Source organism: Trichocoleus sp. DQ-A3, assembly GCF_039961975.1.
GTDB lineage: Bacteria > Cyanobacteriota > Cyanobacteriia > Cyanobacteriales > FACHB-T130 > FACHB-T130.
This window is the reverse complement of record NZ_JAMPKC010000003.1, coordinates 285,697-308,578: the sequence shown is the minus strand read 5'-3', so window position 1 is coordinate 308,578 and position 22,882 is coordinate 285,697. Positions and strand designations below refer to the sequence as shown.

The window sequence follows — 22,882 nt, the reverse complement described above, 5'->3', positions numbered from 1 at the left end:
ATCGCTAGCTCAAGAGCGATCGCTGGCTGAGGAGTGAGTAAAATTTACACTCAGCCCTTAAGTACGCGCAACTGTGAAGTCAGCTTTGTCATTAAAGTATGCCCTCGTCCATGAATGGTTGACCCCCGAAGCTACTGGCGGGTCAGAACTTGTTGTCCGGGAAATCCTCAAGCACATTGATGCCGACCTCTATGCCCTAATTGACTTTGAATCCACCAATCCCGAAAGTTATCTCTTCAATCGCCCCATTAGCACCACATTCCTGCAACACTTCCCGAAAGCCCGCAGTGGCGTCCAAAAATATCTCCCTCTATTGCCGCTAGCGATTGAACAGCTAGACTTACGTGACTATGACGTCATTCTCTCCTCTGCCCACGCTGTCGCTAAAGGAGTCCTCACCAGCCCGCAACAACTGCATATCTGCTACTGCCATACGCCCATGCGCTACGCCTGGGATTTAACTTTTGATTATCTAGACAGTAGCCGACTAGGACGGGGTCTCCCAGGCATCCTGACGCGGTATCTACTTCATCAACTGCGTCAGTGGGATGTACTCTCCGCAAACCGCGTTGATTATTTCATCGCCAACTCCCAACACACCGCACGTCGCATCTGGCGCTGCTATCGGCGGCAAGCAGAAGTCATTTATCCACCCGTCAATGTTGAGCGGTTTTCCTTTCAGCCCCAAAAAGAAGATTTTTACCTCACCGTTTCCCGGCTGGTGAGTTACAAGCAAGTATCTTTAATTGTCCGATCTTTTAACCAACTGGGACGCCCGCTTGTGGTGATTGGCACGGGGCCGGAACTTGACGAAATGCGCCAGCTAGCGAAACCCAATGTAAAAGTGCTAGGGTCACAACCAGATGATGTTGTTGAGCAGTATATGGCTCAAGCAAAAGCATTTGTATATGCAGCCTGTGAAGACTTTGGCATGGCGTTGGTAGAAGCCCAAGCTTGTGGCACTCCTGCGATCGCCTATGGTGCTGGTGGGGCATTAGAAACCGTTCTGGATATTCGGGAACACCCGACACAGGGGACTGGCTTATTTTTTCCAGCCCAAACAGAAGCGGCTTTGATAGAAGCGGTAAAAACCTTTGAAGCATCGCAAGGATTATTTAATCCGGAGATTGCTAGAGTCCGCGCTTCTCAGTTCGCCCCTCAAACTTTCCAGAAGCGCTATCTAGCCTTTCTAGAGAGCTGTTATCAAGAATTTCAGTCATCCTCAGCCATTCGTCCCTAATCATCAGTCATGCTCTTTAGCCGATTGCTAAAAACCCATGACTAATGACCAATGACCCATGACTAATGACCAAATTCTACTTTCTGGGACTCCATTAGCTGTCTTCAGGCGTCTTGTGGCTTTATGATCGGGACTGTGTGGTGTGAAGTGAAGGAGTAAGATGACTGCCGAAAGCCAACTTATCTCCGGCAAGATGTTGTGGGCGTTCGTGAAGCGAGGTTTTCAACCACTCGCGCCGACAGGTAGGCCCAGAGGTTTGAGCAAACAGCGAGACCTCCCCCTACAGCGTCTAGACCGAGATTTCGCTAAGCGATGTTTTGATGTTCTGTTTTCACTGTCGGTTTTGATTTTGTTTTCTCCGGTTTACCTGCTGTTGGCCTTGCTGATTGCTCTGAGCACACGAGGTCCCATTTTTTATGTCCAGGAACGAATCGGGAAAAATCATCGGCCTTTTGGCTGTCTCAAATTCAGAACGATGGTGCCAAATGCAGACGAAGTTTTGCTGCAAATGATGGCAACCTCACCCCATCTGCGTCAGGAATTCGAGGATAATTTCAAACTCAAAGACGACCCTCGAATTACATGGATTGGTAAATTCCTACGGGTGACTAGCCTGGATGAGTTTCCCCAATTCTGGAACGTTCTAAAAGGGGACATGAGCGTTGTCGGGCCAAGACCTCTCGTTGCCGAGGAGTTGTCAAAATACGGGCATCACATTGACAAAGTGCTGACGATTCGACCTGGAATCACCGGATTATGGCAAGTTTCTGGGCGCAATGACATCCCTTATCCGCGCCGAGTCCAGATAGATGTCTATTACGTCAATGCCAGGAATTTCTGGCTGGATTTGTGGCTAGTTGTAAAAACAATTGGCGTTGTCGTTTCCCCCAAAGACAATGGTGCCTACTGAAACATAGCTAATGTTCGGCAATCTATAACTCAAGTCAAGTTCTTTGAACAACGGCTCCTACAGCTTTCCTCCTTGTGTAGAGAGAGCTGTAGTATTTTGTCGTTCATCGTTTTATGAGTTAGTACAGCGCTGGGAGTTACGCTTGCCTCTACAGCAGGTAAACTCTTCATGTCTAATTTCAGAGTTTAGATAAATTGGTTGTTGTAATGGCGATTAATTAATTTGTGTCGCTCAAAATTTATGCAACAGGTACTGTAGGTACTCTTGCAAGAAGCTTTTCCCCTCTTCTTTGCTCAACATTTAGTCCACCGTCGAAATACGTAAGTCTTATTGCCGATGCTTAGCAGAATCTACGTATATTCCTGATGTTGCGCCAGAGATTTTGCGTTAACGTAAGGAGTGAATTAAGGATTTCCTCTACTTACAGAGGGATTTTTCATAAATTTGGGTGCAAGTGACTCTTGCTGCAATGTTAGCGAGAGAAAGCTTACAGGATAATTACCAGTTACTGTTAAGACGATTGTTTCGTCACAGGCTATAGGGAATACTAAGTATGACGCAACGCAAGCGAGCGCTAATTACGGGCATTACGGGACAAGACGGTTCTTACTTGAGCGAATTTTTGCTTGAGCAAGGCTATGAGGTTCACGGGATCATTCGCCGGACTTCTACATTTAATACAGACCGGATCGATTATATGTATGAAGACCCTCACAAAGAGGGGGTGCGGTTGTTTCTGCACTATGGCGATTTAACCGATGGCACAACTCTACGCCGGATTTTAGAACAAGTCCAGCCGGTAGAAATTTATAATTTAGGTGCCCAATCCCACGTCCGCGTTAGTTTTGACTCGCCGGAATACACCGTTGATGCGGTCGGGATGGGGACGCTGCGCCTGTTGGAAGCGATTCGGGACTACCAACAACGTACCGGCATTGAGGTACGGTTTTATCAGGCGGGTTCTTCTGAGATGTTTGGTAAGGTACAAGAAGTGCCTCAGAAGGAAACCACACCGTTTTACCCCCGTAGTCCTTATGCCTGTGCGAAGCTTTACGCTCACTGGCAAACGGTGAATTACCGAGAATCCTACGGGCTGTTTGCGTGTAACGGGATACTCTTCAACCACGAAAGTCCGCGGAGAGGAGAGACGTTTGTAACGCGCAAGATTACCAGGGCGATCGCTCGCATTGTTGCCGGGAAGCAGAAAAAAATCTACCTGGGCAATCTCGATTCCAAGCGGGATTGGGGCTATGCAAAAGACTATGTAAGAGCAATGTGGCTGATGCTACAGCAACAGGAGGCGGATGATTACGTTGTAGCAACGGGAGAAACTTACTCCATTCGTCAATTCCTAGATATTGCCTTTGAACACGTCAATCTAGATTGGAAAGACTACGTAGAGTTTGACGAACGCTATTTACGTCCAGCGGAAGTGGATTTACTGATTGGCGATCCCACGAAGGCGCACCAAAAGCTGGGTTGGAAACCATCGGTTACTTTTGAAGAATTAGTTCGCTTGATGGTAGAAGCGGATATGCAAGCTTTGGGCTTGAATTGTCCGAATGGCAATGGTTCGCACTCGCCTCTGGATCTTGCCACGATTCGCCAGAATGTAGGTAGTATGCACGATTAAGTCGTCTTGACTTGTAGGGGCAAGAGCGATCCCCGCGCCCTACTGAGTGATGAGTGATGAGTTTTTCATTAACTCATCACTCATCAATTTTTGGAGATATCCTGAATCCAGTGGAGGATGGCAAGAGATATGGCTACTTTAGATTTAAGCGATAAACGGATTCTAGTCACTGGCGGAGCTGGTTTTTTGGGGCGTCAGGTCGTAGATCGGTTGTGTAAAGCCGGAGCCGATCAAAACAAGATTACGATACCGCGATCGCGCGAGTACGATCTCCGCTCCTTAGAACACTGTCAACGCGCCGTTGAGCAGCAGGATGTCGTGATTCACCTCGCCGCTCACGTCGGTGGCATCGGTCTGAATCTGGTAAAACCCGCTGAATTATTCTACGACAACCTGATGATGGGTACTCAACTGATTCATGCGGCCTATCAAGCAGGAGTTCAAAAATTTGTTTGTGTAGGGACTATCTGCGCTTATCCCAAGTTCACGCCAGTACCATTCAAAGAAGATGACCTCTGGAATGGCTATCCGGAAGAAACTAACGCCCCCTATGGCGTTGCGAAGAAAGCTTTACTGGTGCAACTCCAATCCTACCGGCAGCAGTACGGCTTTAACGGCATTTACCTGTTACCAGTGAACTTGTACGGCCCGGAAGATAACTTCGATCCCAAGAGTTCCCACGTAATCCCCGCCTTAATTCGCAAAGTCCACGAAGCTCAAGCTAGAGGCGATAAGCAGCTACCTGTATGGGGCGACGGGAGTCCCACTCGCGAGTTTCTCTACTCTACAGATGCGGCTTTGGGTATCGTCATGGGTACCCAGGACTACAATGGCGCAGAACCCGTCAATTTGGGAACGGGTTATGAAATTTCTATTAAGGATTTGGTAGAACTGATTTGCGAACTGATGGGCTATCAGGGCGAAATTATCTGGGAAACCGATAAGCCGAACGGTCAACCGCGCCGCTGTTTAGATACAGAACGGGCGAAGCAAGAGTTTGGCTTCACTGCCCAAGTGGACTTCAAGCAAGGGCTGAAGAACACAATCGATTGGTATCGGCAGCACGCTGAGTAAGCGTGAAAAACTCGCCAGTGTAAAGAACCCGTTTTGCCGAACAAAACGGGTTTCTGCGTTGTCAGGAGCGAAAATAGCGCTCGCAAAACAAGTCCCCAGGATATCAAGTCAAAGGATGGACGATAACCCCCTCGCCACAAACCTTAAGTTATAAGACTTGTGAACAAAGTCGATCATCAACTGGATAAACAGCAATTAAGGCGATCGCTTCTCAAAACACGGCAATTGATGCCTGTGGAGGAATGGAGAGAAAAGAGCGATCGCATCTGTACCCACCTGGAATCTTCCCACCTATTTACCCAATCCAAAACGGTCTTAGCTTATTTCAGTTTTCGACAAGAACCTGACCTTAGCCCTCTCATTAGCGCTCGTCGCCAATGGGGATTTCCTCGCTGTGTTGGCGATCGTCTTATTTGGCATCTCTGGAAACCTGGAGACTCCCTACAAAAAGGTGCCTATGGTATTCTTGAACCGCACCCAGATAGCCCTGTTTTACACTCAACAGAGGTAGATTTAATTCTTGTGCCATCTGTAGCTTGTGATGTGCGGGGATATCGTTTAGGTTATGGTGGTGGTTATTACGATCGCTTGCTCAATTCATCTGAATGGGCAACCAAATTAACTATCGGTATTGTCTTTGACTTTGCTTTTTCCCTAGAGTTGCCAATTGATAGCTGGGATAAATCTTTGCAGGGCATCTGTACAGAAACGGGGTTGAGGATGATGCGATGAAATCTCAATTTCTCAATTTTTATTTTTTAATTTCCGCGCAGCGGACATTGTCCTCTGCGCTCCAACAACCTACTTAGAACAAGCATTTGGTTAGACCCATACACTTACTATAATATGACTTAATTAGATTAAAAACAAGATTTTTTCCAAAAATAAACATCATGAATTAATAATAATAATAATAATAGAAATAATTATTTATTTTCTATTGACTGATTCTAATTAAAGAAAACAGCTATTGTCGCCCAATGATAAATTCCAAAACTCAAAAAACAAACGTGATATATCGCCTTTTTACAACTCAAAACTCAAAAGTTAAAACTTTTTGGATGTATGGGTTCCTGGGAGCGATCGCGCTAGTGATGCTTTTTCCTCTACTTTGGCTCATCAGTACTTCCTTAAAATCTCCCACTGAAAATATCTTTCAGTTCCCACCCCAGATAGTGCCACAAGAGCCGACATTCCAGAACTTCATCACCGTTTGGCAAACCAATCCCTTTGGTCAGTATTTGTTCAACAGTACCCTGGTGGCAGTGCTGACAGTGGGCTTAAATCTGCTATTCTGCTCGCTTGCCGCTTACCCCTTGGCACGGCTGGATTTTCGGGGGCGGGACATGGTTTTTGCGGCTGTCGTCTCCACGATTATGATTCCGTTCCAAATCGTGATGATTCCCCTGTACATCTTGACCGTACAGCTAGGTTTGAGAAATACCTATTTGGGTGTTATTTTGCCAAGCATCGCCTCTGCCTTCGGGATTTTCTTGCTGCGGCAAGCATTTCAGGGCGTGCCCAAAGAACTAGAAGAAGCGGCTCGGATGGATGGCTGCTCGGAGCTAGGCTTGTGGTGGCACGTCATGCTTCCAGCAATTCGCCCAGCACTGGTAACGCTGGCAATTTTTGTCTTTATCGGTTCTTGGAGTGACTTCCTCTGGCCCTTAATTGTCCTTGACCGACCCGAATATTACACCCTCCCCTTAGGCGTCGCCACCCTTGCCGGGGCATTATCTCTAGATTGGCGACTGGTTGCAGCGGGTTCTGTCATTTCCATTACTCCAGTGCTGCTTGTCTTCCTCTTTTTGCAGCGATATATTGTGCCGACAGATGCAGGGAGCGGCGTCAAAGGTTAATGGTGCTTCAGATCAAGGCGATCGCGCAAAGATTTATCAAAACACTCTATCCAACCAGAAATTTCCCTTAGAAACAGAGCGGTGCTACTGTTAGCTTTATTTTCAGTTCCAAGAGTCCTGAATTCGACCTGGAAGCGATCGCGCACGAGAGATTTAAGTGGATTCACCTCGATTTAAGTCATGCAATCAGGTGATGGAAACTCACCCAATCGGGTGAACTTTGTGGGAACAACCTGGCTGTTTGCGAAATTTCAATGACTCAGATGGATGTTTCAGAAGTACCTAATTTAAATTCTTGCAGCGATTTCCTTCAGGAGCAGTCACTCTCTATGATTCACCACATTTCTCTCCCCGCTGAAAATCCCCTTCACGTCGCCAATGTCTTTGCAGAGATATGGAATGGAAAGGTTGCCCCATTCCCACCAAACCCAGGCAGTTATATCGTTATCGCCTGCGATGAGTACGGGACGATGATTGAGATTTATCCGGTTGGTACCGAAATGATACCTGGTGAAGGTTACGAGCAGGCAGCATTCATTCAAAACGTTTTGTACTCACCGTTTACAGCTACCCATGCTGCCATATCTGTACCGACGAGCCAAGAACAGATTGAGAAAATTGCCACCCGTGAAGGCTGGCGCGTGCTGCGCTGTAGCCGGGACTCGTTTTTTGATGTAATCGAGTTGTGGATTGAGAACAAGCTATTGATTGAACTGCTACCCCCAGAGATTGCCCCTCAATACGTAGCATTTATGCAGCCACAAAACTTAGAGAAGTTGTTCTTTGCCACTGCTACAGCAGCGTGAAACGTGGATTAGACAGGCTGGGCGGTTCCTACTCTGCCTAATTAGACAAAGTTGATTCGCTCATTAATCTTTCAAATTCTGCTCGGAAGAACAACTGAAGACGTAGAGATATAGAAATTAGATTTCTTCCGGATATAGCTACGTTGTCTATGTAAAACAAAGATTAGTTAGATGCACCCTGATGTTTACCCCTGGAGACAAGCCAGGGGTTTTTCTTTTTAAGGGGTTATTTTGACCAATTGATATTTTCCGGAGTTGGGATGCAATTCCTTGAGGCTAGCTAGAACAGATTTCTGATAACCTTTGAGGGGAGTTTGAGTGAGCGTGCGTCAATGGTTTTTGTCTAACTGGCGTCGTGTTTTTCTGCTCCTCGTGTTGGGAAGTGCCGCGATCGCTCCAGCGACGATCTACTATGTGAGTGCAGTTACCAGAAGCGATCGCTATACCGATCCTGCCCAAGTTCCGGCTGAGCGTGTCGCCATTGTTCTTGGTGCAGGCGTATTGCCCGACGGTAGCCCCACACCGATGCTAGCCGATCGGGTGGAAGCGGCTGTGCAACTTTATCAGATGGGTCGCGTTAAAAAACTCTTAATGACGGGCGATAATAGCCGCACCGACTACGATGAAGTGAGCGTGATGCAGCGCTACGCAAGCGATCGCGGTGTACCGGCTGCTGATATTGCTCTGGATTATGCTGGTTTCAGCACTTATGAAAGTTGCTATCGCGCACGAGAGATTTTTGGGGTGACACAGGCGGTTGTCATCACGCAGCAGTTCCACTTGTCACGCGCCGTGTATACTTGCCGTCAATTAGGTGTGAATGCGAGCGGCTTGGGTACACCCGATTGGGGACGGTATGGAGATGGGGTGATGAAATCTTATACAACGCGGGAAGCACTCGCGACGGTGAAAGCCGTTTTAGAGGTGAATCTTCTCCGTCCTCAACCAACTTTTTTGGGGCAATTTGAGGGAATAAAGTAGGGACAGGCAAATATCTGTAAAGATAGTAGACTTCTTGCACGGAGTTTTTTATAAAACCGCAGAGGCAAGAAGTCTATTTGTTTTACGATTTGATTGCTGCAATGCGATCGCTTTGCAAGCTGGAGAATAAGCTTTCCCAGTCGGGATTTTGGCTATCTTCTGCCTCTTTTACCTCAAAGGTGAGATTACACGCTTTCGGTTCTTCTAGCGATCGCAAGCACAATTCGGCAATATCTTCCCGGCTGACTTTGCCCCGAATATTGTCACCTTGCTCGAAAACTAACGCCTTGCCTCCCGGTTCTTCAGTCAACGCACAAGGTCTAATAATTGTGTAAGGAATTCCACTTTCCCGGATACTCTCTTCCCCGCGCAATTTCCAAGTAAGGATTCCTCCTAGTTGGTCATTCATTCTCACCGCTGGTGGTTCTTCCTCTAAATTAATGCCAGGACGACCAGGACGAGTTACACCTGCCGAACTGACCATGATAAATTGAGGCACCGCGCCGCCATAAGCTTTGATTGATTCCACCTGCAAAGCAAAGCCGCCTGGTGAAAATTTTGGATTTAGTTCTCCGTCGTATTCAAACTTGCTCAGCATCAACTGGAACGAGCAAATTTTGCTAGGGTTAATTGCTTCGCCATCTTGCAAAGTTTTGGCGCGAAACACAGGAGTTAAGTCAGCGAAGGGAACGCGAACATCGATCCAGGTATTTGCTACGGTATCAAAAGAATAAGAATAAGCAACGCCATCCCATCTGGATTCGGTGCGGATAAAAAATTTGTAGCGTTTTCCATCGCCTCTAACGCGCAATTCCACACCCTCGTATCCTGCCAAATTAATCGGAGTGTCGAAGTTGCGGGTGCGAACGGAAGCAAAACCACCAGAGTTGTCGGTTGACACGTTGCCAGCAAACAGCGCCGTGCCTTCCACCAGTTGTATCCCACTTTGGCTTACGCCACCCATAACGACATCATCCACCGCACCCCAAGTATTCTTGATGTCATCTGAAAGGTTGCTAAAATCAAATACTACTTTTTCAGCTCCCCCCTTCGTCTGAGGGCTAAAGTAGTTGGCAGCAACTTGCACTAAGTTCTTGATGCCTTGATAATCCACGATTTCCGGGCTGTCTACGACTTCGGGCATATAAAACTTGATACCCTGATAATACTTCGCCCGATCCGGTGTATCTCCCCCAACTGGCTGCACGCGAACGCCAGTGCAACAAATCACAGCACTAACGTTCAACATCATTTCCGGAGTCAACGTTTCTGGGATGGTGATATCTCCCTCAAAGAGTTCTACGTTGTCGCCAAGCATTTCCCGCGCTTTCTGAGTATTTCTGACAAGGGCACGCACTGGATAACCCCGTTCAACCAGTCGCCCCACGACTCGCTTACCAACACCACCCGTCGCCCCAGCAACCAGTATCACTCCCACGCGCTTTTCTCCAGTAGGTTTGTCTTGATTATCCTTGGTGCGACCTTGCAGCAACCGCTGAAGGCAGTTGAAGAAAGGAATCACCTCGAAATAGGTCAACGTTTGCAAAAATCTGCCGAAATCCCATTTAGATCGGTTATTTTGATTCGTCATTTTCTTGTAAAGTTCACGTTTTTAGCTGATTCCCTTTATCTTTGTTTAATAGCCCACTGATTTGAAAACAACTCTCTAATGGAGCAAGATCCTTCAGCCGTCAATGCTGAGACGAATTTACTCATCCTCGATCTTGATGGCACGGTGCGATCGCCACTCTCAAATCACAAGTTTATCCAGCGTCCCGGCGATCAGCAGATTATTAAAGGCGCTGAGGGAGCGATTGCTTACTTCGCCGCGACTGGCTGGAAAATTGTCGGCGTAACCAACCAAGGGGGTGTCGCCAGTGGTAAAAAATCTCTGCAAAGTTGCATCAAAGAGCAGCAGTATACTTTGGATTTATTACCAGAGATAGAAGAAGTTTATTTCTGTCCCGATTTTGAAGGAAAAAAATGTTTTTGCGTAACCCGCAGCGATGTTGTTAACCACAGCCAGCACTCTGAATCTGGAAAGTTTCGCAAACCGAATCCAGGAATGCTGAAATTGGCGATAGAAAAGCACTTGCCAGACAAGGTTTTAATGGTAGGCGATCGCTCGGATGATAGGAATGCAGCAAAAGCCGTAGGCATCAAATTTCAGCAAGCAGAAAGGTGGAGGCAAACTTATGGCGATACTGACGTTTGAATAAATGGGGATAAAGATGCGATCGCTGACGCGCTTTCCAGTCCCAATCCGCTGTGTGGCTTAACCATTACTGTGCCAGAATCAGTTATCAATACTTACGCAACTGTAATTGCAATTGATTTTGCTCCAGCAAATGCAGATTCATCGGTTACTATTTCCTTTAGCTCAAAATTGGCTGTCTTTTAACGCAAAGAGCGCAAAGGTAAGCGCAAAAGTACGCAAAATTAAAGATGTAAGCTTAAGGTTTGTTAGCGCCTATGCTTCAGTTTCAACCGCCTGGTTTTGAGCAAAAAGTCATAGAAACCTCCCTCGGTTCGATGGTTTACTATACCGCAGTAGAGGACTCGTGGTTAGGGCAACGACAAGCTGAATTGCCACCGTTAATCTTCCTGCATGGCTTTGGTGGCGGAGCTTCTGCCTACGAGTGGTCGAAGGTGTACCCGGCTTTTGCAACGACTCACCGCATATTCGCACCAGATTTAATTGGTTGGGGAGAGTCAGCTCATCCAGTCCGAGATTATCAAATTGCAGACTATTTGAAGACGCTGACGGAGTTTATTGAGAAAATTGCGATTTCTGGAGGAGAGCAAAGCTTTACCCCGGTAAAAGTTGTGGCATCTTTGCTGACGGCGGGTTTCACAATCCGTCTGGCAACTGAACGTCCGGAGTTATTCCAAACGCTATTTTTAGTCTGTCCATCTGGTTTTGCCGATTTTGGGCAAGATGCTGGGCGCAGATTACCGCTTCAAGTAATTGGGACGCCGCTGTTAGATAAGCTAATTTATACGCTTGGGGCGACAAACGAAGTGGCGGTGCGGAGTTTTCTCGAACGGTTCCTGTTTGCTCAGCCAGAACGATTGTCTGAAGAGATAGTAGAGGCTTATTTGGCGTCAGCGCAGCAGCCGAATGGGGAATACGCGGCGCTAGCGTTTTTGCGGGGCGATCTTTATTTTGACCTCGCCCTGTATATCCAGCAATTGACGGTGCCGACTTTTATCCTGTGGGGTGAGGAGGCACAATTTATCAGTGTGAATCTAGGGAAGCGTTTGGCTGCACTAAATCCAAAAGCAATTCGCGAGTTTCAGCCAATTGCGGGAACGGGAGTGCTACCTCATTTGGAGCAGCCAGAAGTGTTGATTGGACTGCTTCAAGGTTATTTGTCAGCAGTTAATAGATAAGTGTGTTTTTCTCAATCCGCGAGGAGAGTCTAGCTACGCGAATAGTCTTCTATTAAACGGATGCTTTACATCCTTTGTCTGAGCTAACCGTGAATTTGGGATAAGCAATGCGTTGGTGATTATATTGTTGCCAGACTTGGACGAAAACTTCCGCAATGCGGGATAGTTCTTCTCGCGTTAACCTAGACTCAGCTAACTGGCTGTCTTGCCAACGGGCGCGGAGAATTTTGTTAATCATAGAGAGGGCTTGTTCTGGAGTTGCATCTTTAAGCGATCGCAATGCTGCCTCACAGGAATCTGCCAACATCATTATCCCCGTTTCTCGCGACTGGGGAATCGGGCCATCATAGCGGAAATCTTCTTCCCTCACAATTTTCGTCGGGTCTTTCTCGGCTATCTGCTGCGCTTGGTGATAAAAATAGGCAATCAACATTGTTCCCTGGTGTTCCGGGATAAACCCCTGAATTGCCTTGGGCAAACGGCATCGCCGCGCCATTACCATGCCCTCAGTCACGTGTTTTTTGATAATCTCAGCACTCTTCCAGGGGTCATTAATTTCATCATGCTTGTTGGGACCACCCATCTGATTTTCAATAAATCCTAATGGATCGTGCATTTTCCCAATATCATGGTATAAAGTACCAGCCCGAACAAGTTCTACATTGCAGCCCAGTTCCCGCGCTGCGGCTTCTGCCAGGGTGGAAACGAACAATGTATGTTGAAAAGTTCCCGGAGCTTGAGCGGCTAAACGTTTCAATAAGGGACGGTTGGGGTTCGCGAGTTCCGCCAGACGAATCGGTGTCACCAAGTCAAAGACGTGTTCTAGATAGGGACTCAGACCCAGCGCCACAATACTCCACGCTAAACCGGAAAAACCGCATAAGGCAGCTTCTTGGAGTACGGTGTACCAAATTGAACCCGTTGCGGCACCGAGAATTAGATTTACAATCAGGTAGACAGTGCCTTGAGTTAATCCGACGCCAACGCCAAGGAAAGCGAGTTCTTCGCGCGATCGCATTTTCCCTGCCAGTAAGCTCATCATGATTCCACCCGCCGCACCCGCCAGCAAATAATCCCAAGTAATTGGCAAGCTGACCGATAACACTCCACCCAGCAGTCCGACAACGGTGACACCCAGCGCAGAACCGTAAAAACTGCCCACTAATAAACCAACCGCTGGCAAATTCGTATAGCGAACGCCCAAACTTACTAACACTGGAGTACTCAAAGTCAGCAGCAATATCAGCAAGTGATCTCGTTGCCGAATTTGGGGATGAAATCGCTGTTCCACCCGCCAGAACGTACCCACGGCACCCGTGACCAGAATTCCAAAACCAATCAATCCAGACCAGCTGAGGCTCCGGCGGCTTAATTGAAAATACTCTAACAGCACAAAATCTGCCTGAGAGATGGTTTCACCGGCGCGGACAATCACCTCATCCTGCCGAACTGCGATCGTTTGCAGTGCCACCGCTTTTGCTGCCTGTTCTGCCAGTTGTTTCGTTTGTTCTGGATCTTCTATTAAGTTGGGGCGCAGTCCCCAGAGCAACATTTGGGTTGCCACCGGCTCAGCTTCCGGGGGAACGAGCAAATTCATTTGCACTCTCAACGCTTGCTGTAAGATACTGTCAGGCAAGCCTGGGGGAATCCCTTGGGTGAGCATCCGTTCGGCAACCTGGGGGATGCCGGTTTTTGTTTGCTGCCAAGCTTCATTCGACAAGTCAAGCAGGGAGGCATCGTAGCGCCTTTCTGGATTGCCATCTGAGAAGGCGGCGACAGCTTTGGCGTATTGCGCGCGGGCTTGGTTAATCGTGCTTATTAGGGCTAAAAAATCTTGAGGACTTGCGACCTGGTGGTAAGCTTGGAGTTCGGCGACAGCAGGGGTTGCGGAAATATTCGATTGACCGTTGGCATCTGGCAATAACCCTGACTGGGGTTGATTCACTTTCATGTCAGTGTCCACCGCTGCCAATATGGAGCGCCACTCCCACTCCGCGCACTTGCGGAGGTCAATCTGAGTGGCAGCAGACAATATGGCAGTCGGAACCATTGGAAAAGAACCGGCTAGTTGTCGGAGGTCGTCGGCGGTACGCAGCGATCGCGCCAAATCATCGTAAACTTGTTCGGTTACGTCTTGCTGGATCGTCAAGACGGGCACGGCACCTGTGCGGGCTGCCTTCCGTTTTTCTTCTGTGGTGAAAGTATCTACGACATTAGCGTCAAAGGTTGCCCGAATCGTCTGCGGTGCTATCTTGCCGACGGCGAGCTTTGGCGCATTGTAGTAGCGCTGCCCCATTGTTCCGGTGAGGGACACCACTGCCAGCAGCCAAACAATCCGAGGACGGTTTCTGCGGTTTTGGAGAGTAGCGCCAAGACCTAATCCTAGACCTTGCCCTGGTATAGCGGCAGGCGAATCAAAAAGTCGGGATGGTAAAAGACTGCGAAGGGGCTGGTACGTCCGCCGCCATTGATCAAGCTGGTGCGTCAATGACTGAAGCGTCTTCATGTTTATAGTATGGCTGTCGTTTTAGGCGACAGGAGTTATGGTAGCGAAAAGTAGATTGGCATTCATAAAAGGCACCTTACAGCAATCTTTACCCTTAATGGCACCCCTTTGTTGGCTTCATCCTACCTTACAAAACACTGCCCAAATTGCCTATCCCCCTTGGGGGATTTATCCGATTAAATTTAATTTTCTTTGACCAGCTTAGCTTGCATGGAGTAGCGATCGCTGGTATTAAAAAAAATTAACGCCGTTGAATTACATGGGGCGCTGCTACAGCGCTGATTTGCTGGACTGGCTTTGCTGTTGAGGCATCATAAACACCAGACCAAACAGCAAGGAGATTGTCTGCTAGTTGAAACAACTGAGCATCTGAGGTGATTCCCCACTTAGGTTGATTCCAAGATAGCCGCCATCCCGCAGGAATCCCCACTGTACCGTTATATGCTCCTGACAAAGCACCCGCGATCGCGCAGGTAATCGGGGGTTGGTAGCCGCTACGGGCAGCACGGGCGACACTCAGGCGAAAATCTTCTAGAGTACTGAGGAAGCAGTAAAAGCCGAGAGCGATGGGGGTACTCTGGGGCTGGGGATTCCGACATAGCTGAGTACGAGCCAATTCTAAGCTCGCATTTTCTGCTAATAAAATTTGGACTTGCTCTAATTGTTGCACCAGAGGCGTCTGGGAATCAGCTAAGAAGGCAAGGGTTTTGGGAATCAAAGTAGCCCGATTGAGTTTTTCTCGAAGGCATTGAGCGATCGCGTATCCCACTGCTAACGCCCCATCTCTTAACTCTGGCTCATCTTGCCAGATGCTGACAACTTGTTCTAAATTTTGCCGCAGTTTGGCTTTATATTCATGGGAGAACAGCACAATCGGCAGTGTGGCAATGATCGCTCCTGGCGTTGGCACGTTAGCACTGCTCGCGTCTATCTCTAAAAATTTTTCCGTGAGGTGACGCCAATCTGCGAAATCGAATTTACCCTGCTCAATTAAGCTTTCTGCACCCCAAACCGCCATTTTGCCCCAGCTAGTAGGCTGCTGAGACTGTTTTTTACTCAAAGGGGTGAAATCCCCGAATGCAGCGCCCAACAAGGTGCCGCGAAACCGACTTAACAGAGAGTAGCGCATGATTTCTATCGTAGAGGCGATCGCGACTTAGACAGCGTTCTCTCAACATCTGCCGTGCTATAGTTTACCGTCTCCCCAGTAGAATCGCATCTTCACTGAAAATTTTCCCTTGTAATGACTTCTCCCGTTTGGATATTTTTCAAAAAAGGAATGCCTATCCAAACTTCTATCGAGAAATTATAAGATGAATTGTAGTCATCGACGATATAACATCCATTAAAACTGCGAGTTTTCTTCAGGGAAATATTCCAACTCGGTGGAGAAATACTCCAATATTTAGCTTTTTCACTAGATTCGTTTTGTAAATTTGTTTTACTAATTTTATAAGGAACTTCAATAATATCGATTAAATCATAAGCATATTCATACTTATCCAAAATACTTAGAATATCTTCCCAACTTTGAACTTTTATTTTTTTGTCAAAAATTCGTGAATTCAGCCAAGAATTACCAATTCCAACCAGTTGTTTCGCGATTAATTCTACCCGATGCTTGTCTTGCTTGAGAAACTCTAAATCTTCGGGAAGTAATACCCTGTTGGGTAGAATAGTCCAAACTTCAAAGGAAGTCTCTGTCTCTGTATCAAATGAGAAAGTAGATTTTTTTATACCTGGTATGTCTTCAAAAACTTGCACAGCACTAATGGGTGCTAGGGAGTCTAAGTATTTAGATTTAGTAGAACCTATTTCAACTTCTGGTAAATCTTTTGGGTAATTCTCAGCTAAATGATAATCTGGAGCCTTACATAGCTCTTCTGGAAGATAGGATTTTGTTGAAGTTTGCACTGCGCTTCTCCATTGGAATAATTTTTGTTTCAACAGAGTAGCAGAGCGGGTAAGACTATTCAGTGTTGCAGTTTACTAAAAATAAAGAGTTTTAATTATCAATTATTTTCATCCGCCTAAAGACAGATAAAAAAATGAATAACGAACACCAAGCGATCGCTCATCAAATTTTATAGACGGAAAACAAGTCAAGTATGGGGAAGAGAAATGCAACAACTGAAACTTAGAGTAAGATTCCCTATCTATAGCAAGAATTCAGATGCCAAATGCGCGAATTATGCTAAATTTGGTCGTCCTTCGGAATGGATATGAAAATTCTTTTTCATCGTTGCACTTGGCAGCAAGGCTCACAGCGACTCCAGATTTTAATGGTTATCACTGGCATTTTCTTCATTACCATTCCATCTGGACTTGCCCAGGAGGCTACCTCGCCAAAATCCACACCCGTAAGGATTTCAACTGAAGAACAATATTTTGCTGATGTTGTTGTCAGAGGACGCCCAGTTTTTCAAGTAGGTAGTTTATCGGGAATCAGCGCTCAAGAGCGATCGCAAATTATTAATCGGCGGATTGCCAGTATACTGCTGCAATCAGAGGCTTTGGGGCAAGTCACCGTTAAACCAGACAATCCACGGAAGATAGCCACCTTACAACTCAATAACCGAGTCTTAATGTCAGTAACTCAACAGGACGCCCGCGACTTTGGGGTGTCTGTAGAGGTGCTTGGCGAGAAATGGGCGAACCAATTAAATCAAGCTTTCAAAAAACCGCCCCTAGCCATTGATGTTGGACAGCGACTTTATCTTACGGTGAGCGATCTAGTACGGGATGCCATCAGCAGCTTGCCCTCAATTTTAGGGGCGCTGGTAGTTGTTGGCATCACCTGGGTAGGCGCTAGAGGCGTGCGTTACATAGCTTTGAAATGGGCGCAGAAAGAGACAGAAGGCGATCGCAGCACAGAAATTCTGATGGGGCGAGTGGGATACGGTGGAGTCTGGGTTATTGGCTCTGTCATCGCTCTAGGCGTCTTGGGGCTTGACATTGGGGCCTTGCTGGGAGCCTTAGGACTCACTAGCGTAGCGATTGGTTTCGCCCTCAAAGAGGTTTTCAGTAACTACATTTCCGGGATGATTTTACTTGCCGCCCGACCTTTTCGGTTAGGCGATCAAGTGACGATCAAGGAATTTGAGGGAACCGTTACTCAAATCCAACTGCGGGCAACCACTCTAAATACCTATGATGGGCGGAAAGTGTATATCCCGAATCAAGAAGTTTTCCTTGCCAGCATTATCAATAACACAGCTTTCAAGCACCGCCGCAGTTCGGTTACAGTTGGCATTGCCTATGGTGCCAATATCTCTACTGCTAAACAAGTGATTACTGATGCCGTTCTTAAAGTCAAAGGCGTGCAGCCAAAACCAGTGCCAGAAGTCCTTGTCCGGGAACTGGATTCTGGAAAGGTGAATTTGGAAATCCGCTTTTGGGTGAATTCTCGGCGTTTGGAGTTTTTAGAAACCACTTCTAAAGCGAATGAGGCGATTAAAGAAGCCTTGCACAAAGCGGAGATTGAAATACCTACCGAAATTTATACATTGTTGGTACGCAAATCGCAGACTGAGGCTGATGTCTACCCCACCGACTGGGATTCCCAGAAGCGGCTTCCGAACGGCAAGTAAGCTGTTCTAGGCTCCCAGTCTGTTAGCTCCGAATGTTAGCTCCGAATAAAGCGCGATCACTTTTTTACGGCACCTGTGGCACCGATGGGGGTGCAGAACTGACACCGCTTCCCTTGCCTCGGTTGTATTTTAAATAAAACCCTGCCACTACTAACAAGATAATCATCAGGGTACCAATACCGAGGGGACTGGGAAGCCAGAATACCGCCTCAAGATGGTTCACCTCACCGGGTTTGAGCGTCCAAACTAACAGATGGCCTTTCTCTGAGATAACTGGGTTGAGTGCATTCTCCGCCTTCTCAACACTCCGCGCCCCCCAAGGGGTTCTCAAGCTAAAGTCCAAATCGAACAGCGAACCGGGACTAACGATAACGTTACCGTTAGTAGAAAGAACGCCGAGCGATCGCAAATCCAAATCGTAGCTTAAGCGATTCCGTATCCAGAACAGGAAATTCCCCTGTCTCAGACTCAGGTGGGAATTAATCTTTGGTAAATCTGTATCTGTCGCCGCCTGAGAACCTTTCTTTGCCGGGGGATTAAAAAACTGGTTAAACTTCTCCTCCAGTTCCGCACCGCTAGCAAACGGAATTGTCACCACAACTTCCTGGTTTGAGATGCGCTTCGTTTTCCCTTGCAATTGTCGCGCCCGACGCTGAAGGCTATCTAACCATTCCTGTGCCTGCTCGCTGCTCAATGCAGTCAGTTGTTCGCCCAACTTGATATGCTGGACAATCTCGCCCCGGTTCGGATTCTCGAACCTCACCCCAGCATCATACTGAACGCAGCCCGACAGCAATACGACCGCTAACAGCATCGCCCAAAAAACCCGCATTTTCGGCAATACTTTACCGAAAGCACCCCTCGCACTCCGACTCAACACAGCTAACTTCACGCCTTTCTCTCCTCCTTACTTCTCTGGTTGCCTTCTCTCGTGCCGGAAGTCGTTCGTTACCCTTGCCGCGCCGCTACACCCAACTGCTGGAACAACAAACTCGGCAAGAAACTACCCCCGCCTACCCATTCCGGCTTATCGCCCAAATCCACCAAATTTTTAAACGCCTCAAAAATACTACCAGCCACCATCGTATTCTTGACTCGACCGACAATCTGACCTTTTTCTACCTTGTAGCCTAAATCCAGATTGACAGAAAACTCTCCCGCCATTTGATTCGACTGTCCAGCACCGAGAACCTGATCCACAATCACCCCCTCATCCATGCTGGCAATTAAATCCGCTGTCGATGTCTTCCCAGGCGCAAAGCAGAGATTTACTAACTCTGGGCTGGGACGCGACAAACCACCCCGAAAGCCGTTTCCTGTTGACTCACAGCCAGCCCTGGCTGCCCAGCGCCGATCCCAATAAAATTCTTTTACCGTGCCTTTCTCGATAAGCACTTTGCGACGGGTGGGCGTTCCTTCATCGTCAAAAGCACAGGCAGATGGCCCGATGCTGGGATCTTCAAATAAATTTAAGCGTTCGTCAAATAGGGTTTCGCCCAGTTTACCGACGAGAGGAGAGGCTTTTTGGACGATACTTTGACCGGAGAGAACCGTTTTAAATAGGCGTCCGATGGCACTAGCGGCAGCTCTAGGATTAAACAGAACGGGGAAAGATCCGCTCTGAATGGTCGCTGGCTGCTCTGCTAGAGCGTATTTTCGTAACAAATCTTCTAGAAGGCGATTAAAATCTGGGACGCCTTCACGGGCAATATCGGAGCTATAAACCTGGAGAAAATCTTCACCCCGTACCAAATTCCCCGAAAGGCTGGCACTGACAACTTGGCTAGTGCGCGAGGCGTAGACATCCGCACTGGTTGCAATTTTTACGTTATTTGTCCGGACGTGGAACCCCACATCTACCAGAATATCGGAGTTGTAGTCGTGGATTTGAGAAATTAAGCGATCGCCCACTTCCACTAATTCCTGGGTTGCTGGTGGCGTATATTTTTTTTCCGGTTCCGTCACCTGTACATCCGCAGCAAATTCAAACTCAGCCTTGTCGCCAATTTCTGAAGTTTGTACGGCAGCATCCACCAAATCTTCCAGCCGCGTCAAGTCTGTGGAACTGGCAAAACCCAGCCTCCCCTCGTGTAGCACCCGCAGCGCGACTCCTTGCAGTGCTTTGGTTTGCAGGGATTTTAAGCGATTGTTTTCAAACTCAACTGGTGTGTCTTGGCTTGATAGATAGTAAACCTCAGCGGAGTCGGTTCGTCCCTTCGCCAATTTCAGAATCTGCTCCAGCGTCGCATCAGTCACCATCTCAGGTTCTCCCGCTTCACCCATACCATCTTAAAGCTACCAGAGGGACTCGTCGCACTACTGCCCTAAATACCGCTGTAAAGACAGACAGGAAGTTTACCGACTGCTGCTAATTGTTCTACGACTTTTAATTGGAGAAAAATCTCCTCAACAACTCAAACAGAAGCTGGATTTGCGATTAGATGAATTTTCCCAACCTAGGAAAGCCCATCCAGTCACGCCATATTGGGCATAAAAAAAGGTTTGCGGGAAGCCAAACAAGAACCCAATCACAGATAAAATTAGCGTTCAAAAATTAAACCAAGCTAATCCACCGAGTGTCAAACCAATGGCAACCAAGGCAACCCAAATAAACAAATTGTCCTTGGTATTTACTTGGCTGAGATCGATGGGTTCCGGTTCTGGACGCTTTTGAGGAGTTTTCGTAGCACCCTGAAGATTGCTCCCCCGGCGAAATTCCGGTTCGCTGTCAGCGAGAGTTGTGAGATCGGGAATCTCTGTCAACCATTCTGGACGCCTGCTGAGTTGCGGGGCTTCCATAATGTAGAGTAGGCGACGGCTTTGCTTGCTAGTTTGTGGATCGGGATGATGTCGCAGCTGTTTGCAGAGGGCGATCGCTTCTGTTGTTTGTCCTGCTGCTTCGTAAGCCGTCACCAGCCAAATCAAGATTTCTCCTCCCAATCGGGAGTTTCGAGTCACCAAGCTACTTGCCTTCTCTAAATGCTGCACTGACTGGCGGTAATTTCCTCGCTCAAATGCTGCTGTGCCAGTCTGGTACTCGGTTCTAATAATTTCCTGGGTTTCTGAATTCACTGTGCCAATCGAATTTAAAGAGAACTTTTTTGTGCTTTGTACGTCATCACCGATAGCCTCTTTAAATTTTAGCGAAGCAGATTATCCTGTAATCAGGACGGCTAAAATCAATTGCCTTTGCCAGGGTTTTCGAGAGCATCCAAAGACAAAAATTGCAAGCTGCCAGCTCGGAAGATTTATCGTCTGTAAGGGGTGGTTTCTGTTTCGTTGTTTCAACATCACCCGTTCAGGTGAATCAACGAGGGGAATTTTCCTCGCCTTGCCAGGGTTTATCTTAAGAAGTCATTCAAAATTTCATACTTAGCACCATCCAAAAGATTAGGATGTAAAACCATGCTCAAAACCCTACCTCTGCCGTTGCATCGTTTTCATCGGTTTTGCCTTGCCACCGGCTTAGCACCCTTGACGCTGGGCATTACGGTACTAACCGGGGCGATTTCCCCAGCCAAGGCACAATTAATCATTCAGCAAGGCGTGCCTACTTATGGATTTCCCCAGCATGGAGTTCCCCAGCAGTCATCAGGTAGCTTTGTTTATGGCAGTCCGATTCCCAGCCCGATTCCGATCAACCCAACGACAGGGATGAGCGATCGCGGATCGAGTAATTACTACCGAGTCAATCCCAACCCCTATTCAAATTATCCCGACTACTATCAGGGTTATCCCAACTCCTATCCAAGTTATCCTGACTACTACCAGGGTTATCCCAACTCCTATCCGAGTTATCCCGGCTACCCGGTGGGATCGCACAGGAGAGTCAACAACTCAACACTGATCAACCCCACCTTAATCAATCCCCAGATTCGGGATTCTATCCTGATTAATCCAGTGATTGTGAATCCGCGAGGCAATCGCAGACGCTTCAACCAACCCAGGCAGATTATTATTCGTTAATCGCGCACGCCTAAGTCATAAACCCTAAGTCATAAACTCAGAGGCGATAATCATCGAGCCGATACCGGCGTCGGTGAAAATTTCTAATAGCAGTGCGTGGGGAATACGACCGTCAATAATATGAGTAGCCCGAACGCCTTGAGCAAGCGATCGCACGCAACATTTCACCTTGGGAATCATCCCACCGCCCACGATACCCTTCTCAATTAGACGCCTCGCTTCGGCGATATCCACTTTGGCAATCAGAGTGGAGGGATCTTTATAATCCTGCAAGATCCCTGCTGTATCTGTGAGCAAAATCAACTTTTCTGCCCCCAAAGCTGCCGCAAGTTCCCCAGCTACGGTATCCGCATTGATGTTATAGGCTTGTCCACTGTCATCGGTTGCCACGCTAGACACTACAGGGATATATCCGCTACTGACCAGTGACTGCAAAAGCTTGATATCAATACTGTTCACTTCTCCCACAAAACCAATGCCCTCTACCCCTTCTGGTCGGGCTTTGATCAAGTTGCCGTCTGTGCCGCAAAGTCCAACAGCGGAACCGCCAGCACGGTTAATTAAGGAGACAATTTCTTTATTGACCCGACCCACTAAAACCATTTCCACCACCTCCATTGTGGCGGCATCGGTCACGCGCAGGCCATTTTTAAATTGGGGTTCGATTCCCAGTTTGCCCAGCCAAGAGTTTATTTCTGGACCACCGCCATGTACCACGACGGGACGCAAGCCTACACAGGATAAGAATACAATGTCGCGCATTACCTTATCTTTGAGCGAAGCGTCTTTCATCGCCGCGCCGCCGTATTTAACGACAACGGTGCGACCGGCAAATTGCTGGATGTAGGGTAGTGCTTCGCTTAGCACTCGAACGCGAGTCGCTTCAGCTTTCTTGAGGTATTCGCTATCGTTAAGCATTGCTTA

The 22,882-nt window shown here is 47.6% G+C and carries 20 protein-coding genes; 12 read left to right on the top strand and 8 right to left on the bottom strand.

Features of this window, described 5'->3' with window-relative positions:
• Positions 1–73: 73 nt before the first annotated feature.
• From NDI44_RS07775 to NDI44_RS07740, 8 genes are all read left to right on the top strand, one after another.
• Positions 74–1,240, top strand: a complete 1,167-nt coding sequence (locus tag NDI44_RS07775; RefSeq protein ID WP_339380879.1) for a glycosyltransferase — start codon at positions 74–76, stop codon at positions 1,238–1,240.
• A 160-nt stretch (positions 1,241–1,400) separates the two neighbouring features.
• Positions 1,401–2,150: a sugar transferase gene (locus NDI44_RS07770; RefSeq protein WP_190410681.1), complete on the top strand. Its 750-nt coding sequence runs from the start codon at positions 1,401–1,403 to the stop codon at positions 2,148–2,150.
• Between the two features lie 553 nt (positions 2,151–2,703).
• Positions 2,704–3,783, top strand: coding sequence for a GDP-mannose 4,6-dehydratase (gene gmd / locus NDI44_RS07765; protein WP_190410680.1), 1,080 nt, complete (start codon positions 2,704–2,706; stop codon positions 3,781–3,783).
• Positions 3,784–3,912: 129 nt separating this feature from the next.
• Positions 3,913–4,857 (top strand): GDP-L-fucose synthase, encoded by a 945-nt coding sequence (locus tag NDI44_RS07760; protein WP_190410679.1) that lies wholly within the window; start codon positions 3,913–3,915, stop codon positions 4,855–4,857.
• Between the two features lie 159 nt (positions 4,858–5,016).
• Complete coding sequence (locus NDI44_RS07755) at positions 5,017–5,589, top strand: 5-formyltetrahydrofolate cyclo-ligase (RefSeq protein WP_339380878.1); 573 nt, start codon at positions 5,017–5,019, stop codon at positions 5,587–5,589.
• A 329-nt stretch (positions 5,590–5,918) separates the two neighbouring features.
• Positions 5,919–6,716, top strand: a complete 798-nt coding sequence (locus tag NDI44_RS07750) for a carbohydrate ABC transporter permease (protein ID WP_242030340.1) — start codon at positions 5,919–5,921, stop codon at positions 6,714–6,716.
• Positions 6,717–7,045: 329 nt separating this feature from the next.
• On the top strand, positions 7,046–7,522 hold the full coding sequence (locus NDI44_RS07745; RefSeq protein ID WP_190410677.1) for a hypothetical protein: 477 nt from the start codon (positions 7,046–7,048) through the stop codon (positions 7,520–7,522).
• A gap of 318 nt (positions 7,523–7,840) precedes the next feature.
• The gene (locus NDI44_RS07740) at positions 7,841–8,503 is read left to right on the top strand and encodes an ElyC/SanA/YdcF family protein (RefSeq protein WP_339380877.1); all 663 of its coding nucleotides are present in this window, start codon (positions 7,841–7,843) and stop codon (positions 8,501–8,503) included.
• 82 nt (positions 8,504–8,585) lie between these two features.
• On the opposite strand, the gene NDI44_RS07735 is transcribed toward NDI44_RS07740, so the two are convergent.
• Positions 8,586–10,094, bottom strand: a complete 1,509-nt coding sequence (locus NDI44_RS07735) for a CIA30 family protein (RefSeq protein ID WP_190410676.1) — start codon at positions 10,092–10,094, stop codon at positions 8,586–8,588.
• 78 nt (positions 10,095–10,172) lie between these two features.
• Here NDI44_RS07735 and NDI44_RS07730 point away from each other — a divergent pair, with 78 nt between their 5' ends.
• The gene (locus tag NDI44_RS07730; protein WP_190410675.1) at positions 10,173–10,718 is read left to right on the top strand and encodes an HAD-IIIA family hydrolase; all 546 of its coding nucleotides are present in this window, start codon (positions 10,173–10,175) and stop codon (positions 10,716–10,718) included.
• A gap of 257 nt (positions 10,719–10,975) precedes the next feature.
• The gene (locus NDI44_RS07725; protein WP_190410674.1) at positions 10,976–11,896 is read left to right on the top strand and encodes an alpha/beta hydrolase; all 921 of its coding nucleotides are present in this window, start codon (positions 10,976–10,978) and stop codon (positions 11,894–11,896) included.
• 52 nt (positions 11,897–11,948) lie between these two features.
• On the opposite strand, the gene NDI44_RS07720 is transcribed toward NDI44_RS07725, so the two are convergent.
• The 3 genes from NDI44_RS07720 to NDI44_RS07710 form a co-directional block, all read right to left on the bottom strand.
• On the bottom strand, positions 11,949–14,402 hold the full coding sequence (locus NDI44_RS07720; protein WP_190410673.1) for an HD family phosphohydrolase: 2,454 nt from the start codon (positions 14,400–14,402) through the stop codon (positions 11,949–11,951).
• Between the two features lie 241 nt (positions 14,403–14,643).
• The gene (locus tag NDI44_RS07715; RefSeq protein ID WP_190410672.1) at positions 14,644–15,531 is read right to left on the bottom strand and encodes an ADP-ribosylglycohydrolase family protein; all 888 of its coding nucleotides are present in this window, start codon (positions 15,529–15,531) and stop codon (positions 14,644–14,646) included.
• A 92-nt stretch (positions 15,532–15,623) separates the two neighbouring features.
• Positions 15,624–16,316: a hypothetical protein gene (locus NDI44_RS07710; RefSeq protein WP_190410671.1), complete on the bottom strand. Its 693-nt coding sequence runs from the start codon at positions 16,314–16,316 to the stop codon at positions 15,624–15,626.
• Positions 16,317–16,624: 308 nt separating this feature from the next.
• On the opposite strand from NDI44_RS07710, the gene NDI44_RS07705 reads away from it, so the two are divergent.
• Entirely contained in the window at positions 16,625–17,992 is a 1,368-nt protein-coding gene (locus NDI44_RS07705; protein ID WP_190410670.1) for a mechanosensitive ion channel family protein, read from the top strand.
• A gap of 64 nt (positions 17,993–18,056) precedes the next feature.
• Here the strand turns inward: NDI44_RS07705 and NDI44_RS07700 are convergent, their stop codons facing one another.
• The 3 genes from NDI44_RS07700 to NDI44_RS07690 form a co-directional block, all read right to left on the bottom strand.
• Positions 18,057–18,884, bottom strand: coding sequence for a DUF3153 domain-containing protein (locus tag NDI44_RS07700; RefSeq protein ID WP_339380875.1), 828 nt, complete (start codon positions 18,882–18,884; stop codon positions 18,057–18,059).
• Between the two features lie 56 nt (positions 18,885–18,940).
• Positions 18,941–20,248: a metallopeptidase TldD-related protein gene (locus tag NDI44_RS07695; RefSeq protein WP_190410915.1), complete on the bottom strand. Its 1,308-nt coding sequence runs from the start codon at positions 20,246–20,248 to the stop codon at positions 18,941–18,943.
• A 291-nt stretch (positions 20,249–20,539) separates the two neighbouring features.
• Positions 20,540–21,064 (bottom strand): tetratricopeptide repeat protein, encoded by a 525-nt coding sequence (locus NDI44_RS07690; RefSeq protein WP_190410669.1) that lies wholly within the window; start codon positions 21,062–21,064, stop codon positions 20,540–20,542.
• Between the two features lie 333 nt (positions 21,065–21,397).
• Here NDI44_RS07690 and NDI44_RS07685 point away from each other — a divergent pair, with 333 nt between their 5' ends.
• Entirely contained in the window at positions 21,398–21,958 is a 561-nt protein-coding gene (locus NDI44_RS07685) for a hypothetical protein (protein WP_190410668.1), read from the top strand.
• A gap of 24 nt (positions 21,959–21,982) precedes the next feature.
• Here the strand turns inward: NDI44_RS07685 and argB are convergent, their stop codons facing one another.
• Positions 21,983–22,876, bottom strand: coding sequence for an acetylglutamate kinase (argB, locus tag NDI44_RS07680; protein WP_190410667.1), 894 nt, complete (start codon positions 22,874–22,876; stop codon positions 21,983–21,985).
• Positions 22,877–22,882 lie beyond the last annotated feature (6 nt).

Bases quoted from the DNA above. Each gene is read 5' to 3' on its own strand.
- NDI44_RS07770 (WP_190410681.1), top strand. From the start codon at position 1,401: ATGACTGCCGAAAGCCAACTTATCTCCGGCAAGATGTTGTGGGCGTTC.
- gmd (WP_190410680.1), top strand. From the start codon at position 2,704: ATGACGCAACGCAAGCGAGCGCTAATTACGGGCATTACGGGACAAGAC.
- NDI44_RS07760 (WP_190410679.1), top strand. From the start codon at position 3,913: ATGGCTACTTTAGATTTAAGCGATAAACGGATTCTAGTCACTGGCGGA.
- NDI44_RS07750 (WP_242030340.1), top strand. From the start codon at position 5,919: ATGTATGGGTTCCTGGGAGCGATCGCGCTAGTGATGCTTTTTCCTCTA.
- NDI44_RS07745 (WP_190410677.1), top strand. From the start codon at position 7,046: ATGATTCACCACATTTCTCTCCCCGCTGAAAATCCCCTTCACGTCGCC.
- NDI44_RS07735 (WP_190410676.1), bottom strand. From the start codon at position 10,094: ATGACGAATCAAAATAACCGATCTAAATGGGATTTCGGCAGATTTTTG.
- NDI44_RS07730 (WP_190410675.1), top strand. From the start codon at position 10,173: ATGGAGCAAGATCCTTCAGCCGTCAATGCTGAGACGAATTTACTCATC.
- NDI44_RS07725 (WP_190410674.1), top strand. From the start codon at position 10,976: ATGCTTCAGTTTCAACCGCCTGGTTTTGAGCAAAAAGTCATAGAAACC.
- NDI44_RS07720 (WP_190410673.1), bottom strand. From the start codon at position 14,402: ATGAAGACGCTTCAGTCATTGACGCACCAGCTTGATCAATGGCGGCGG.
- NDI44_RS07715 (WP_190410672.1), bottom strand. From the start codon at position 15,531: ATGCGCTACTCTCTGTTAAGTCGGTTTCGCGGCACCTTGTTGGGCGCT.
- NDI44_RS07705 (WP_190410670.1), top strand. From the start codon at position 16,625: ATGAAAATTCTTTTTCATCGTTGCACTTGGCAGCAAGGCTCACAGCGA.
- NDI44_RS07685 (WP_190410668.1), top strand. From the start codon at position 21,398: ATGCTCAAAACCCTACCTCTGCCGTTGCATCGTTTTCATCGGTTTTGC.
- argB (WP_190410667.1), bottom strand. From the start codon at position 22,876: ATGCTTAACGATAGCGAATACCTCAAGAAAGCTGAAGCGACTCGCGTT.